Origin of the sequence: Staphylococcus sp. GDY8P131P, from assembly GCF_017891975.1 — a bacterium.
Taxonomy (GTDB): Bacteria; Bacillota; Bacilli; order Staphylococcales; family Staphylococcaceae; genus Staphylococcus; species Staphylococcus nepalensis.
Genome location: NZ_JAESKF010000015.1, coordinates 28,578 through 44,711, shown reverse-complemented (window position 1 = coordinate 44,711; position 16,134 = coordinate 28,578). Strand labels below are relative to the sequence as shown.

Below are 16,134 nucleotides of genomic sequence, written 5' to 3'. Positions count from 1 at the left end.
ATTTAATCACATATTTTGCTTTTCTACAATGCTACTTAAAGAATTTTATAGGCTTTTTGTTTTTATAAAATAGTGTTACATATCTTTTTCTAAATAACTTAAACTCAATAGTATGAAAAATGATAATAAAAAAGTACAACGCCGTTCTGACCTTTAAACGGTGTTGTACTTTGTGAGGCAATAGATATATGCGTAAACGCTAAATACTACCTTTTATATAGTTTGATTTTTATTTCATAATAGTCATCGTGGTCTTTCGCTTGATGCTCGTACTTCACGCCGCTTTTTTCTATTTCTTCTAAGCTTTTGCCTACAGCTTCACGTGCATCAGTAAGATCTTTTTCAAATGCGAATCTTTGTGCTTTCACTTTTTCAGGGCCCACTTTTTGTTTTACTCTAGCTTCAGTTTGTTTCACATTTAATTTCTGACTAATAATCGTTTCAACTAAAGCTTCTTGTTCAGTATCTGACAAACTCAACATTGCACGCGCATGACGCTCCGTAATTTTACCTTCACGTAAACGTTCAATGACCTTAGGCGCTAATTTTAGCAATCGCAATTTGTTTGCTATAAAACTTTGACTTTTACCTACACTTTTAGCTAATTCGCTTTGTGTCGTTTCTCCAAGTTCTAAAAGTTTTTTGTAAGCTTCTGCTTCTTCAACGACAGATAAATTCTCACGTTGGATATTTTCTATTAATGCGACAACTGCTGTTTCTTCGTCACCTAAGTCTCTTATGATAACGTCTGCATGCGTTTTGTTTAACGATTGTAAAGCTCTGAATCTACGCTCTCCTGCAATGATTTCAAACATGCCCTCTTCTATAGGACGTACTACAATCGGTTGTAACAATCCATGCTCATCTATAGATTCTGCGAGTTCTTTAATCTTATTTGGCTCAAATACTTGTCTTGGTTGGTAACGATTGGGCACAATACGTTCAGTATGAATAGATTCAACACCATTATTATGATCCTCTTCAATATAACCAACAATGTCATCTTTATTTTTTAAACCAAATAATTTAGAAAAAGGTTTCTTCATAGTCTATGCGCTCCCTCTAAATTAGTTGTATTGAATTACTTTTCTTTTTCAAGTAACGGAGACTTATTGGGCGTTCCTGGCTTTCTAGGATATTTTTTAGGTGTCTCACTTCGTTTACCTATTTTTATCATTTGCCTCTCACCAGCGTCTTCCGGTAATTCATATGAAATGACATCCTGAACTTTACCTCCGAGGACTCCTATACCAAAACGCGCTTCTTCTAATTCTTCTTCGCCTTTAGCTGATTTTAAAGCAATGAATTGTCCACCCTTTTTAACTAGCGGTAAACATAACTCACTTAATACGGAAAGTCTAGCAACTGCGCGCGCAGTTACGATATCATAAGACGCCCTGTAGTCTCCCTTTCCGTAAATTTCTGCGCGATCATGTACGAAGCTCACATTTTCCAAATCTAATGCATCTGCTAATTGATTTAAAAAATGTATTCGCTTGTTTAATGAATCTACAATTGTAACTTTTAAATGAGGATAAATTATTTTTAATGGAATGCTTGGAAAACCAGCACCAGCACCAATGTCACAAATTGTTAATGCTTGTCTCAAGTCCGTATAAAAACTCAGCGCAATTGAATCGTAAAAATGTTTCAAATACACTTCATGTTCTTCAGTAATACTAGTTAAATTCATCTTTTCGTTCCATTCAACGAGCATTTGGTAATACGTTTGAAATTGTTGTTGTTGTTTCTTTGTAAGTGCTATACCTTGTGTGCTGAGTCGCTCAGTTAACCATTCTACACTCATCTTAACTTTCCACCCTTTGAATTTTACCTTGTTCTAAAAATACTAATAAGATTGAAATATCTGCTGGGTTTACACCAGAAATACGAGACGCTTGAGCAATATTTAACGGTTTAACTTCCGCTAATTTTTCTCGTGCTTCAGTCGCTAAACTTTCAACTTTACTGTAATCTAAGTCTTCTGGTATTTTCTTTTCTTCCATACGTTTTACTTTTTCAACTTGTTGTAATGATTTATTGATATAGCCTTCATATTTCGTTTGAATTTCAACTTGTTCTTCTACATCATCAGGTAATTGATGTGCTTCTTCTAAAATTTCTAGAATTAAGTCATAAGTCATTTCAGGTCGACGTAATAATTCTAAGGCTAATATACCATCTTTCAAACGTGATCCGCCTTGTGCTTCAATAATTTCTTGTACACGTTCGTGAGGTTTAATTCTAATTCCATTCAAGCGTGCTTGTTCGTCTTTAATCATTTGGCGTTTTTTATTAAAACTTGCATAGCGTTCTTCAGAAATCATGCCAAGTTTATGACCTAAATCTGTTAAACGTAAGTCTGCATTGTCATGTCTTAATAATAAGCGATATTCAGCACGGGATGTTAATAGACGATAAGGTTCATTTGTACCTTTAGTAATAAGGTCATCAATTAAAACACCAATATAAGCATCTGAACGGCTTAAAATAACTTCTTCTTCTCCTAATACTCTAGAAGCTGCATTAATTCCAGCCATAATACCTTGGCCTGCCGCTTCTTCATAACCTGAAGTACCATTAATTTGCCCTGCTGTATATAAATTTTTAATTTTTTTAGTTTCTAATGTTGGCCATAACTGGGTTGGCACAAGTGCATCGTATTCGATAGCATAGCCTGCACGCATCATATCTGCTTTTTCTAAGCCAGGAATTGTTTCTAACATTTGGCGTTGGACGTGTTCTGGAAGACTCGTTGATAAACCTTGTACATAAACTTCATTTGTATTTCTACCTTCTGGTTCTAAGAAAAGTTGATGTCTTGGTTTGTCATTGAATCTTACAAATTTATCTTCGATGGAAGGACAATATCTAGGGCCAGTACCTTTGATCATTCCAGAATACATAGCAGATAAATGTAAGTTATCATCTATGACTTGGTGTGTATTACCGTTTGTATATGTTAACCAACATGGTAGCTGATCTAGAATATATTCAGTCGTTTCAAAGCTGAATGCTCTACCTACATCGTCACCTGGTTGTATTTCTGTTTTTGAATAATCGATGGTCTTCGCGTTAACACGTGGTGGCGTACCTGTTTTAAATCTCACTACTTCAAATCCAAGATTTCTTAAATTATCAGCAAGCGAAATAGACGGTAATTGATGGTTTGGACCACTTGAATATTTCATATTACCTAATATAATTTCACCACGTAAAAACGTACCAGTTGTAATAACAACTGCATCTGCCCAATATTCTGTACCAATATTCGTACGTACGCCTTTGATTATTTCGTCTTCTATAATTAAGTCATCCACCATGCCTTGCATGATATCAAGATTTTCTTCATCTTCAATTACTTTTTTCATTTCTTGTTGGTATAACGTTTTATCTGCTTGTGCACGAAGCGCTCTTACTGCTGGTCCTTTACCAGTATTGAGCATACGCATTTGGATATGCGTCTTGTCGATTGTTTTCGCCATTTGACCACCCAAAGCATCTATCTCACGTACTACAATTCCTTTTGCCGGCCCACCTACTGATGGGTTACATGGCATAAATGCAATGTTATCTAAATTAATTGTCAGCATTAATGTTTTAGCGCCACGTCGTGCTGAAGCGAGCCCTGCTTCAATACCAGCATGCCCGGCTCCTATTACTACTACGTCATATTCTTGAGCCATATTTTTTCCTCCCTTTTATTTTCCGAGACAGAATTGACTAAATAATTGGTTAATCAATTCTTCGCTTGCGGATTCTCCAATAATTTCACCTAAAATTTCCCAAGTTCGCGTCAAATCTATTTGAACCATATCCATTGGCACACCTGCTTCAGCAGCATCTATTGCATCTTGAATAGAGTTTCTTGCTTGTTTTAATAATGAGATGTGTCTTGAGTTAGAAACATATGTCATATCTTGATTTTGGACGTCTCCACCAAAGAATAAATCTCTAATCTGAGTCTCTAACTGATCAATGCCTTCTTGTTTTAGCATAGACGTTTGGATAATCGGCATGTCGCCAACCATTGACTCAACTTCTGAAATATCTAATTGCTTATCTAAATCCATCTTATTAATTATAACGATTGCATCTTCATTTTTAATGACTTCATACAATTTACGATCTTCTTCTGTTAAAGACTCGTTATAATTTAAAACGAATAAAATTAAATCTGCTTCACTTAGTGCTTTACGAGAACGTTCTACGCCTATACGTTCAACAATGTCCTCTGTTTCACGTATGCCCGCTGTATCTACTAGTCTTAATGGCACACCGCGAACATTCACGTACTCTTCTAATGTATCCCTTGTAGTACCAGGCACTTCTGTAACAATTGCCTTATTGTCTTGGATAAGGTTATTTAACATTGACGATTTGCCAACATTTGGTTTACCAACTATGACAGTAGCTAAGCCTTCCCTCATAATTTTCCCTTGTGTGCCTGTATCTAATAGTTTATTAATTTCTGTTTTGATTTGGTTTGATTTTTCTAATAAAACTTCAGTTGTGGCATCTTCCACATCATCGTATTCAGGATAATCTATATTAACTTCGACTTGCGCAAGGATCTCGAGAATGGACTGTCGCTGTCGTTTAATCATATCACTTAAACGACCTTCAATTTGATTCATTGCAACTTTAGATGCACGATCGGTTTTAGAACGAATAAAATCCATCACTGCTTCAGCTTGAGATAAATCGATACGTCCATTTAAGAATGCACGTTTTGTATATTCACCAGGATCAGCCATTCGTGCTCCGTGTGTCATTGTTAGCTCTAAAATTCTATTGATTGTTAAAATACCGCCGTGGCAGTTAATTTCAACGATGTCTTCTCTAGTAAAAGTCTTTGGTGCACGTAAAACTGAAACCATAACCTCTTCGACAACTTCATTTGTCTCAGGATCAACGACGTGCCCGTAATTAATTGTATGAGACGGCACACAATCTAATGATTCCTTTCCTTTATATAATTTATCTGCAATACTTACGGCATCAACACCTGATAAACGTACAATACCAATTGCACCTTCGCCCATAGGTGTGGATATACTCGTTATCGTATCTAAATCCATCATCCATCTCGCCTCCTTTTATTCTAAAATTTATCATTATAATATTGTAAATAGTTTTAAGCTAAAAAGCTAATATCTTAACTGAAAAATTCTAAATGTCAGCCTTAGGGTTGTCTGAGGTAAGACTGCGCTACCACTAAAATAACTCCCCTACTCTACTTATATTCGTTTATTAAAAACCTTCGCTATTTTCAACACGTGTTCTAAACTCGCCTGGATTTGTAGTGTGTTCATATCTTTAGCTGGCTGTCTTGCTATCACAATAATTTCCATTGGTATTATATCTTCTTTATGTACCTTGAAATTTTCACGGATAGCACGTTTGATTTTATTTCTTACAACAGCATTACCCAATTTTTTAGAAACACTAATACCTAGTCTAAAATGTTCTAATTCTTTATTGGCTTTTGTGTAAACTACAAATTGCCGATTTGCAACAGATTTCCCTTTTTTATATATAAATTGAAAATCACTATTTTTTTTTATTCGGTATGCCTTCTCCAAGAAACATCACTCACTTATCATTTCATTACATTTACTGTTAAATATTTCAATCTATAGCATGTACTTTAAACTTTTTCAAATAATAACAATAAATCCATACTAATTCACTGAATTTTAAACCAAAAAAAAGACCACTGATGAGTCAGTGATCTTATGCTGATAATACTTTGCGGCCTTTACGACGACGACGCGCTAAAACTTTACGACCGTTTTTTGTGCTCATGCGTTTTCTGAAACCATGAACTTTACTATGTTTACGTTTATTTGGTTGATAAGTACGTTTTACCATGCAAAAACACCTCCATCTGTATTCGGTTATCTAAACATTATAATAGATAAATTAATATAAGCTTTTTGCTTCAAGTCTTGATTTAATATTATTAATTTCTAGTCATAATTCAAGCAACTACTACAATATAACAAAATCTTTTTTATAAAGCAAGTATCAATTTCAAGCACTTTATTACCTCATTTAATGTAATTTTGATACTTCCCTAATCACACTACATTCTAAATTATCTATTATATAGAAGTTTTGCAACCCTTCTCCCTGTTTTTTCACTTAACTACGCATACGCAGTTTCAGTTATACAATTTTCATACATTTTATATAAATTATTTCCCAACCGTACAAAACGGTTATTTTTTGGTATACTATGAATTCTTGTAAGTTATCCACTTATACACATATAAGATGATTGTTTTTGTGGATAATTTATATCCTATTCACAGAGTTATTTACGATTTAGCAACATATTCACACCTATTTGACAGAGGTGATTGTTAAAAAGTATAATTATGTGGATAAGTTATCTAAATATTGATAAATAAAGGGTTATTTTATTAAAAAATATACAAAAACCCTGTGAGTAACTTATGTATATGATAAAGTTATCCACTGATTGTGTGTAAATTGTGGATAATTATTAACAGCTTGTGATTATACTTATTCACACATGTTATTTTTGTGTATAACTTTTAAAATTTAGAAAGTTGGAGTTTGTTATTATGTCAGAACAAGAAATTTGGGAAAAAGTTTTAACATTGGCTCAAGAGAAAGTCAGCTATCCTAGCTATCAAACTTTCCTAAAAGATACAAAACTTTATTCATTACAAAATGATGAAGCTATCATAGTGATTGATGATCCTTTTGTAGCTAATTGGTTGAAAACACATTACGTTGAAATAGTACAATCTGCATTATATGAAGCTATTGGGCATGAAATCATGCCAGTTTTTTACTCTGAAGATGAATTAGAAAGTTTAAAATCTGAAGAGAAACAAAATAGCAATCAAAAATCTAATGAAAATGAAATAGACTTCGATACAGTCGATGTAGCAAGAATCGGCGATGAACAATTTAATACAAACAATACCTTTGAAACATTTGTCATTGGGCCTGGCAACAGATTCCCCCATGCTGCAAGTTTAGCCGTAGCAGAAGCACCTGCGCAAGCGTATAATCCACTTTTTATATATGGGGGTGTAGGGTTAGGAAAAACGCATCTAATGCATGCTATTGGTCATTATGTTTTAGATAATAACCCGAATGCTAAAGTTATTTATACATCAAGTGAAAAATTTACGAATGAGTTTATTAAATCAATTCGTGATAATAAAACTGAACGTTTTAGAGAAAAATACCGAAACATCGATGTGCTATTAATAGATGATATACAATTTATTCAAAACAAAGAACAAACTCAAGAAGAATTTTTCCATACTTTTAATGACTTACATCAAGCTAATAAGCAAATTGTTATTTCTAGTGATAGACCTCCAAAAGAAATTGCTAAATTAGAAGATCGTTTACGTTCTCGTTTTGAATGGGGGCTAATTGTGGACATAACGCCACCTGATTATGAAACAAGAATGGCAATTTTGCAGAAAAAAATTGGCGAAGAAAATATTAATATTCCTACTGAAGCGCTTACGTATATTGCAAATCAAATACAATCTAACATTCGTGAACTCGAGGGTGCGCTTACACGTGTATTAGCATTTTCAAAATTACAAGGACAACCAATCACAACTGAATTAACTGCTGCTGCTTTAAAAGATATTATTCAAGCACCTAAATCTAAAAAAATCACCATTCAAGATATTCAAAAAGTTGTTGGCGAATATTATAGTGTAAGAATTGAAGACTTTAGCGCGAAAAAACGTACAAAATCAATTGCCTATCCGCGCCAAATTGCTATGTACTTATCACGTGAATTAACTGATTTCTCCTTGCCTAAAATTGGGGAAGAATTTGGTGGCCGTGACCATACGACAGTGATTCATGCTCATGAAAAAATTGTGAAAGATATCAATAATGATCCAACCTTTAAACAAGAAGTTGAAAATTTAGAAAAAGAGATTAGAAACCAATAAAATCGACTGTACTATAACAGATTAAACGAATAAATTGGGAGATATAACAAATTGACGTATTGCTCTGATTTGTGGACAATGTGTAAAAGTAATACACACTGTGCACAAGTTATCCACAGTTATCAGCTGATGGCATACGTGAAATAATTTGAGTTATCCCCTAATCCACAAGCCCTACTACTATTACTACGGGTTTAAAACCTATACAATTATTATATAAACGACTGGAAGGAGTTTAAAAAATGGAATTTACAATTAGAAGAGATTATTTTATAAATCAATTAAATGATACACTAAAAGCAATCTCACCAAGAACAACATTACCTATACTCACTGGTATAAAAATTGAAGTTAAAAGCAATGAAGTGATACTCACTGGTTCAGATTCAGAAATCTCAATTGAAATCACTATTCCTAAACAAGTTGACGGAGAAGATATCATTGAAGTTGCTGAAACTGGTTCAGTTGTACTCCCTGGTCGTTTCTTTGTAGATATTATTAAAAAACTACCAGGAAAAGAAGTTAAATTATCAACGAATGAACAATTCCAAACTTTAATCACTTCTGGACATTCAGAATTTAACTTAAGTGGTTTAGACCCAGATCAATACCCATTATTACCACAAGTTTCACGCGATGATGCAATTCAATTATCTGTGAAAGTCTTAAAAAACGTGATTGCACAAACGAATTTCGCTGTGTCCACCTCAGAAACACGCCCGGTACTAACGGGGGTTAACTGGCTTATACAGGATAATGAATTAATATGCACTGCTACTGACTCACACCGTTTGGCTGTGCGAAAAGTCGCTTTAGAAGAAACATCTGAAAACAAAAATGTCATCATTCCAGGTAAAGCCTTATCTGAATTAAATAAAATTATGTCAGACAATGAAGAAGAAATAGATATTTTCTTCGCATCAAACCAAGTTTTATTTAAAGTGGGTAATGTAAACTTTATTTCACGTCTATTAGAAGGTCATTATCCAGATACTTCACGTTTATTCCCAGAAAACTATGAAATCAAAATTGGTATAGATAATGGCGAATTTTACCATGCGATTGATCGTGCATCTTTATTAGCACGTGAAGGTGGAAATAATGTTATTAAATTAAGCACAGGTAGTGAATTAGTTGAATTATCTTCAACATCTCCAGAAATAGGTACTGTAAAAGAAGAAGTGAAAGCTAATAATGTTGATGGCGGTAACTTAAAAATTTCATTCAACTCTAAATATATGATGGATGCTTTAAAAGCGATCGATAATGATGAAGTAGAAGTTGAGTTCTTTGGCACGATGAAACCATTTATCTTAAAACCAAAAGACGATGACTCTGTTACGCAATTAATTTTACCAATCAGAACATATTAAAATCTTATAAGAAAGCGTAAGTATTATACTTTTCTAAAAAATTCTTTTTGTACATCAACGAGAATGGCTAAAAAAAGAATTATCAAGAATTAATCCTATAGAGGCAATGTATGATAGGCAAAAAGAGACCCAGATGGGTCTCTTTTTTATATGAAGAAGCTTGAGTTAAGTGAGTTTTATAATTTTTAGAAGTAATTCACCAAAATAAACCGTGTATATTAACAAAGCATATTTTAGTGCATTAAATATATTTAACTATCTACAAGCTATTTAGAGCTTTAATATAAGCATTTAGCAGTCTATTACGAACTTAGATGCCTAAAATTAATAAATGAGCTTAGAAACGCTTTAAAATGCAAAATGATAGATTACTGTAACAATTTGCTATCGTTACACTTAAAAGTGATGATTTAATATATAGTTAATAAAATTGTTAATAATTAATTTTAAAGTTAGAATATTTTTCTAAAGAAATCGAATAATATGAATAAAAGTTTGTTATAATATATGAGTAATACGTTATTCTAAACACCTTTGTAAATAAATTTCAGAAATAAGTAAAAATAACACACAAGAAAACGCTTTCTAACTGTATTTTACATGAAATTTTTCTAAAAAAAAGGTATAATATATAGATGAGTTTAAAAGGAATGGAGTGATTGATTTGGTTGAAGAAGTAATTGTTGATGGAGACATTACTTTAGGGCAATTTCTAAAGACAGAAGGTATTATTGAGTCTGGCGGACAAGCGAAATGGTTCTTGCAAGATTTTGAAGTAATGATCAATGGTGAGCGTGAAACGCGTCGTGGTAAGAAGTTAAACCATCAAGATAACATCGAAATACCAGAAGTCGGTTCATTTTTGATTATACACCAAGGTGAAGAATGAAATTAAAGACACTCCAGTTAGACAATTACCGTAACTATGAGTCAATCACCTTAAATTGTCATCCTGAAGTCAATATATTGATTGGTGAAAACGCTCAGGGAAAGACAAATTTATTAGAATCTATATATACTTTAGCATTGGCAAAAAGCCATAGAACGTCAAATGACAAGGAATTGATACGTTTTGATAGTGACTATGCTAAAATAGAGGGTGAACTTAGTTATAGGTATGGTGAGATGCCTTTAACAATGTTTATAACTAAAAAGGGTAAACAAGTAAAAATCAATCACTTAGAGCAAAGTAGACTGACACAATATATTGGTCACTTAAATGTTGTCTTGTTTGCACCTGAAGATCTGAACATTGTCAAGGGGGCACCTCAAATAAGACGCAGATTTATAGATATGGAACTTGGGCAAATCTCAGCAGTCTATTTAAATGATTTGTCTCAGTACCAAAGAATTTTAAAACAAAAAAATAATTATTTGAAGCAATTGCAATACGGGCAAAAGACAGATAGCACTATGCTTGATGTCTTAAACCAACAATTTGCAGAATATGCACTCAAAGTTACACTCAGACGTGAACATTTTATTAAGGAACTTGAATCATTAGCAAAGCCTATCCATTCTGGTATTACTGACGAAAACGAAACACTGTCATTGGAGTATTTACCTAGCATCAAGCTAGATGGTGAAGAAAAAAGTGAGACAGAACGCTTAGAGGAAGTCTTAACTTTACTAGATGATAATAAAGATCGTGAAAAAGATAGAGGTATATGTTTATTTGGGCCTCACAGAGATGATTTAGGTTTTAACGTAAATGGTATGGATGCACAAACTTACGGCTCACAAGGGCAACAAAGAACGACTGCTTTATCTATCAAGCTTGCGGAAATTGAGTTGATGAATATTGAAGTAGGCGAGTATCCCATTCTATTGCTAGACGATGTATTAAGTGAATTAGATGATTCACGTCAGTCTCATTTATTGAGCACAATTCAACATAAAGTGCAGACATTTGTGACTACAACATCGGTTGATGGCATTGATCATGAAATTATGAAAAACGCTAAACTTTATCGCATTAATAAAGGCGAAATTATAAAGTAACAGAAAGTGAAGGTGGAAGCATTGTCAGATGTGAACAACACGGAAGATTATGGTGCTGGTCAGATTCAGGTATTAGAAGGTCTTGAAGCGGTTCGTAAAAGACCAGGTATGTATATAGGCTCAACTTCAGAGAGAGGGCTACATCACTTAGTATGGGAAGTAGTCGACAATAGTATTGATGAAGCACTTGCAGGGTATGCTGACCAAATTGATGTCGTTATTGAAAAAGACAATTGGATTAAAGTAACAGACAACGGTCGTGGTATCCCTGTAGGCATACAAGAGAAAATGGGACGTCCTGCTGTTGAAGTTATTTTAACTGTATTACACGCTGGTGGTAAATTCGGTGGTGGCGGTTATAAAGTTTCCGGCGGTCTCCACGGTGTAGGTTCTTCTGTAGTAAACGCGTTGTCTGAAGATTTAGAAGTGTATGTTTACAAAGATGAAAATATATATCATCAAGCATATAAAAAAGGTATACCTCAGTTTGACTTGAAAGTCATCGGAGAAACAGATGAAAACACTGGTACGGCAATTCGTTTTAAAGCTGATCCTGAGATATTCACTGAAACAACGACATACAACTATGAAATATTGCAACAGCGTATTAGAGAGCTTGCATTTTTAAACAAAGGTATCTCAATCACATTAAGAGATGAACGTGAAGAGGAAACCCGCGAAGACACATATCACTATGAAGGTGGTATTAGATCTTACGTTGAAATGTTAAATGAAAATAAAGAACCTATCCATGAAGCGCCTATTTATGTACATCAATCAAAAGACGATATTGAAGTTGAAATTGCACTTCAATATAACAAAGGCTACGCTACAAACCTTTTAACATACGCTAATAACATCCACACGTATGAAGGTGGTACGCATGAAGAAGGTTTTAAACGTGCGCTTTCTCGAGTATTAAATAACTATGGGATTAATAGTAAAATTATGAAAGAAGATAAAGAAAGACTTTCAGGTGAAGATACACGTGAAGGTTTAACAGCTGTTGTTTCAATTAAACACAGTGACCCACAATTTGAAGGACAAACTAAAACAAAACTTGGTAACTCTGAAGTACGTCAAGTCGTAGACCGTATATTTTCTGAACTTTTTGAACGCTTCTTATACGAAAACCCGCAAGTGGGTCGCACAATAATAGAAAAAGGCATTATGGCATCCCAAGCGCGCCTTGCAGCTAAAAAAGCGCGTGAAGTGACACGCCGTAAGTCTGCTTTAGAAGTCTCTAGTTTACCTGGTAAACTAGCCGATTGTTCTAGTAAAGACCCTTCTCGCAGTGAAATATTTATTGTCGAGGGTGATTCTGCCGGGGGGTCTACTAAGTCTGGACGTGACTCAGAAACACAGGCAATTTTACCGTTACGTGGTAAGATATTAAACGTTGAAAAAGCACGATTAGATAGAATTTTAAACAATAATGAAATTCGTTCTATGATTACTGCTTTTGGTACTGGTATTGGTGGAGAATTTGATCTCAGTAAAGCACGTTACCATAAAATTATCTTGATGACGGATGCTGACGTAGACGGTGCGCATATTAGAACATTGTTATTAACATTCTTCTATCGCTTTATGAGACCATTAATTGAAGCAGGATACGTTTATATCGCACAACCACCATTATTCAAGTTGACACAAGGAAAACAAAAATACTATGTGTTTAATGAACGTGAGTTAGAAAAACTTAAAGGGCAATTAGACCCAAGTCCAAAATGGTCTATTGCACGTTACAAAGGTCTTGGTGAAATGAACGCCGATCAATTATGGGAGACTACAATGAACCCTGAGAATAGAGCGATGCTGCAAGTATCGTTAGATGATGCTATAGAAGCTGACCAAGTTTTCGAGATGTTAATGGGCGATGTTGTTGAGAATCGTAGACAGTTTATTGAAGATAATGCAGTCTATGCAAACTTAGATTTCTAAGACAATGAACTGAATTTTTGAAGGAGGATATCTTGATGGCTGAATTACCTGAATCAAGAATTAATGAACGAAATATAACAAATGAGATGCGTGAGTCGTTCCTAGATTATGCGATGAGCGTTATCGTCTCACGTGCGCTACCAGATGTTAGAGATGGTTTGAAACCAGTACATCGACGTATACTTTACGGCTTACACGAGCAAGGTATGACACCTGATAAATCATATAAGAAATCTGCACGTATTGTTGGGGACGTCATGGGTAAATATCACCCTCACGGAGACTTATCAATATACGAAGCCATGGTAAGAATGGCACAGGACTTCAGCTATCGATACCCTTTAATTGATGGCCAAGGTAACTTTGGTTCCATGGATGGCGATGGAGCAGCGGCAATGCGTTACACTGAAGCGCGCATGTCTAAAATCACACTTGAAATGCTGAGAGATATAAATAAAGATACGATTGATTTTGTTGATAACTACGATGGTAATGAAAGAGAGCCGTCAGTCTTACCATCCAGGTTCCCTAACTTACTAGTAAACGGTGCTTCAGGTATCGCGGTTGGTATGGCTACTAATATCCCACCACATAATTTAACTGAAGTTATAAATGGTGTATTAAGCTTAAGTTATAATCCGGATATTACTATTGCAGAGTTAATGGAAGATATTCAAGGACCGGATTTCCCTACAGCAGGTATCATTCTTGGTAGAAGTGGCGTACGTCGGGCGTTTGAAACTGGACGTGGTTCAGTCCAAATGCGTGCAAGAGCTGAGATTGAAGAACGTGGTGGCGGCCGTCAACGTATCGTTGTGACTGAGGTGCCTTACCAAGTCAATAAAGCACGTATGATTGAAAAAATCGCTGAATTAGCACGTGATAAGAAAATTGAAGGCATTACAGATTTACGTGATGAAACAAGTTTACGTACTGGTGTACGTGTGGTTATTGATATACGTAAAGATGCAAACGCGAGTGTTGTATTAAATAACTTGTATAAACAAACACCATTACAAACGTCCTTTGGCGTGAATATGATTGCTTTAGTGAATGGTAGGCCAAGATTAATTAACCTTAAAGAAGCATTAGTTGAATATCTTGAACATCAAAAAGTAGTCGTTAGAAGAAGAACAGAATACAACTTGAAAAAAGCACAAGACCGAGCTCATATCTTAGAAGGTTTGAGAATCGCTTTAGATCATATTGATGAAATTATTCGTGTGATTCGTGAATCTGACACTGATAAGGTTGCAATGGCAAGCTTACAAGAACAATTCAAATTAACTGAACGACAAGCGCAAGCAATACTAGATATGCGTTTAAGACGTTTAACAGGTTTAGAAAGAGATAAAATTGAATCTGAATATAACGAATTAATTGCTTATATAGACGAGTTAAAAGCAATTCTTGCAGATGAAGAAAAATTATTACAACTTGTACGTGACGAATTAATTGATGTACGTGAACGTTTCGGTGATGAACGTAAGACGGAAATCCAATTGGGTGGTCTAGATAACATTGAAGATGAAGACCTTATACCAGAAGAACAAATTGTTATTACGTTAAGCCACAATAACTACATTAAGCGTCTACCAGTTTCAACATATAGAGCACAACATCGTGGTGGTCGTGGCGTACAAGGTATGCAAACGCTAGAAGAAGACTTTGTAAGTCAGCTTGTAACATTGAGTACCCATGATCATGTCCTATTCTTCACAAATAAAGGTAGAGTTTATAAACTAAAAGGATACGAAGTTCCTGAACTCTCGCGTCAGTCTAAAGGTATTCCAGTAGTCAATGCAATAGAACTCGATAATGACGAAACAATTAGCACAATGATTGCTGTTAAAGATTTAGAAAGTGAAGAAGATTATTTAGTGTTTGCAACATTGAATGGTATTGTTAAACGTTCAGCGTTAAGTAACTTCTCACATATTAACAAAAACGGTAAGATTGCTATTGGTTTCAAAGAGGACGATGAATTGATAGCAGTACGATTAACAGACGGGGATGAAGATATTCTCATCGGTACATCGCATGGTTCGCTCATCCGCTTTAATGAAACAGCATTACGTCCATTAGGGCGTACAGCTGCAGGTGTAAAAGGTATTACGCTCAGAGATGGCGATAGTGTCGTAGGACTAGACGTTACTAAAGCAGAAACAGATGACGAAATCCTTGTAGTAACAGAAAATGGTTACGGTAAACGTACGCCAGTAAGTGAATATCGTTTATCAAACCGTGGCGGTAAAGGAATTAAAACTGCAACAATCACAGAACGTAATGGTAAAGTAGTATGTATTACTTCAGTTGAAGGTAAAGAAGACTTGATGATTGTTACAAATGCAGGCGTCATTATCCGTATAGGCGTAGAAGATATTTCACAAAATGGCCGTGCTGCACAAGGTGTGAGATTGATTAAATTAAACGAAGATCAATTTGTTTCTACGGTAGCTAAAGTAGATGAAGAAGAAAAAGAAGCTGAAGAAAAAGAGCTACAAGAAACAGATGATGAAGTAATTGAAAGTACTGATAATGCAAGTGAAAATCAACAATCAGAATCAGTAGTAAATGATCATTTATCAGAGGATATTGTCCACACAGAAACAGAAGATGAGGACGAAACAGATGAAGACGGTCGCCAAGAAGTAAGAGAAGACTTTATGGACCGCATCAACGAAGACATTGATAACGAAGATAATGATGAAACGTAAATTTAAATGATGTAATCCAAGAAATGAGCCTGAGGCATATATTGAAATGTCTCAGGCTCATATAATATTGGTAGTATATGACTAGGATTGAAAATATATATTTCAACCCTAGTCATTTTAGTAAGGAGCGAGACAATG

General features: G+C 34.7%; 12 protein-coding genes. 6 read left to right on the top strand and 6 right to left on the bottom strand.

Translation table 11 applies throughout. From position 1 onward, the window contains the following. Positions 1 to 206: 206 nt before the first annotated feature. The 6 genes from KA894_RS11370 to rpmH all read right to left on the bottom strand — a co-directional run bounded on the left by KA894_RS11370 (position 207) and on the right by rpmH (position 5,874). The gene (locus tag KA894_RS11370; protein ID WP_119487774.1) at positions 207 to 1,046 is read right to left on the bottom strand and encodes a ParB/RepB/Spo0J family partition protein; all 840 of its coding nucleotides are present in this window, start codon (positions 1,044 to 1,046) and stop codon (positions 207 to 209) included. Positions 1,047 to 1,081: 35 nt separating this feature from the next. Continuing rightward, positions 1,082 to 1,807 carry a 16S rRNA (guanine(527)-N(7))-methyltransferase RsmG gene (rsmG, locus tag KA894_RS11365; protein WP_096811180.1) on the bottom strand — a complete coding sequence of 242 codons (726 nt, stop codon included), beginning with the start codon at positions 1,805 to 1,807 and terminating at the stop codon, positions 1,082 to 1,084. Between the two features lies 1 nt (position 1,808). Then, positions 1,809 to 3,686, bottom strand: coding sequence for a tRNA uridine-5-carboxymethylaminomethyl(34) synthesis enzyme MnmG (gene mnmG / locus KA894_RS11360; RefSeq protein WP_096811181.1), 1,878 nt, complete (start codon positions 3,684 to 3,686; stop codon positions 1,809 to 1,811). A 15-nt stretch (positions 3,687 to 3,701) separates the two neighbouring features. Beyond that, positions 3,702 to 5,081, bottom strand: coding sequence for a tRNA uridine-5-carboxymethylaminomethyl(34) synthesis GTPase MnmE (gene mnmE / locus KA894_RS11355; RefSeq protein WP_096823969.1), 1,380 nt, complete (start codon positions 5,079 to 5,081; stop codon positions 3,702 to 3,704). A gap of 159 nt (positions 5,082 to 5,240) precedes the next feature. After that, positions 5,241 to 5,585, bottom strand: coding sequence for a ribonuclease P protein component (rnpA, locus tag KA894_RS11350; protein ID WP_096811182.1), 345 nt, complete (start codon positions 5,583 to 5,585; stop codon positions 5,241 to 5,243). 151 nt (positions 5,586 to 5,736) lie between these two features. Then, positions 5,737 to 5,874 carry a 50S ribosomal protein L34 gene (rpmH, locus tag KA894_RS11345; RefSeq protein WP_000240855.1) on the bottom strand — a complete coding sequence of 46 codons (138 nt, stop codon included), beginning with the start codon at positions 5,872 to 5,874 and terminating at the stop codon, positions 5,737 to 5,739. 719 nt (positions 5,875 to 6,593) lie between these two features. On the opposite strand from rpmH, the gene dnaA reads away from it, so the two are divergent. The 6 genes from dnaA (at position 6,594) to gyrA (ending at position 15,996) form a co-directional block, all read left to right on the top strand. Further along, complete coding sequence (gene dnaA / locus KA894_RS11340; protein WP_096807940.1) at positions 6,594 to 7,961, top strand: chromosomal replication initiator protein DnaA; 1,368 nt, start codon at positions 6,594 to 6,596, stop codon at positions 7,959 to 7,961. Positions 7,962 to 8,203: 242 nt separating this feature from the next. Beyond that, positions 8,204 to 9,334 (top strand): DNA polymerase III subunit beta, encoded by a 1,131-nt coding sequence (gene dnaN / locus KA894_RS11335; protein WP_119487773.1) that lies wholly within the window; start codon positions 8,204 to 8,206, stop codon positions 9,332 to 9,334. A gap of 655 nt (positions 9,335 to 9,989) precedes the next feature. Next, the gene (gene yaaA, locus KA894_RS11330; protein ID WP_174221760.1) at positions 9,990 to 10,223 is read left to right on the top strand and encodes a S4 domain-containing protein YaaA; all 234 of its coding nucleotides are present in this window, start codon (positions 9,990 to 9,992) and stop codon (positions 10,221 to 10,223) included. Then, positions 10,220 to 11,335, top strand: a complete 1,116-nt coding sequence (gene recF / locus KA894_RS11325; RefSeq protein WP_103373116.1) for a DNA replication/repair protein RecF — start codon at positions 10,220 to 10,222, stop codon at positions 11,333 to 11,335. Before yaaA ends, recF begins: the two co-directional genes overlap by 4 nt. Before the next feature lie 12 nt (positions 11,336 to 11,347). Then, positions 11,348 to 13,279: a DNA topoisomerase (ATP-hydrolyzing) subunit B gene (gene gyrB / locus KA894_RS11320; RefSeq protein WP_182478020.1), complete on the top strand. Its 1,932-nt coding sequence runs from the start codon at positions 11,348 to 11,350 to the stop codon at positions 13,277 to 13,279. 35 nt (positions 13,280 to 13,314) lie between these two features. Next, on the top strand, positions 13,315 to 15,996 hold the full coding sequence (gyrA, locus tag KA894_RS11315) for a DNA gyrase subunit A (RefSeq protein WP_210133976.1): 2,682 nt from the start codon (positions 13,315 to 13,317) through the stop codon (positions 15,994 to 15,996). Positions 15,997 to 16,134 lie beyond the last annotated feature (138 nt).

What these genes read in the sequence shown, in the direction of transcription:
- KA894_RS11370 (WP_119487774.1), bottom strand. Translation starts at nt 1,046, where the DNA reads ATGAAGAAACCTTTTTCTAAATTATTTGGTTTAAAAAATAAAGATGAC.
- rsmG (WP_096811180.1), bottom strand. Translation starts at nt 1,807, where the DNA reads ATGAGTGTAGAATGGTTAACTGAGCGACTCAGCACACAAGGTATAGCA.
- mnmG (WP_096811181.1), bottom strand. Translation starts at nt 3,686, where the DNA reads ATGGCTCAAGAATATGACGTAGTAGTAATAGGAGCCGGGCATGCTGGT.
- mnmE (WP_096823969.1), bottom strand. Translation starts at nt 5,081, where the DNA reads ATGGATTTAGATACGATAACGAGTATATCCACACCTATGGGCGAAGGT.
- rpmH (WP_000240855.1), bottom strand. Translation starts at nt 5,874, where the DNA reads ATGGTAAAACGTACTTATCAACCAAATAAACGTAAACATAGTAAAGTT.
- dnaA (WP_096807940.1), top strand. Translation starts at nt 6,594, where the DNA reads ATGTCAGAACAAGAAATTTGGGAAAAAGTTTTAACATTGGCTCAAGAG.
- dnaN (WP_119487773.1), top strand. Translation starts at nt 8,204, where the DNA reads ATGGAATTTACAATTAGAAGAGATTATTTTATAAATCAATTAAATGAT.
- recF (WP_103373116.1), top strand. Translation starts at nt 10,220, where the DNA reads ATGAAATTAAAGACACTCCAGTTAGACAATTACCGTAACTATGAGTCA.
- gyrA (WP_210133976.1), top strand. Translation starts at nt 13,315, where the DNA reads ATGGCTGAATTACCTGAATCAAGAATTAATGAACGAAATATAACAAAT.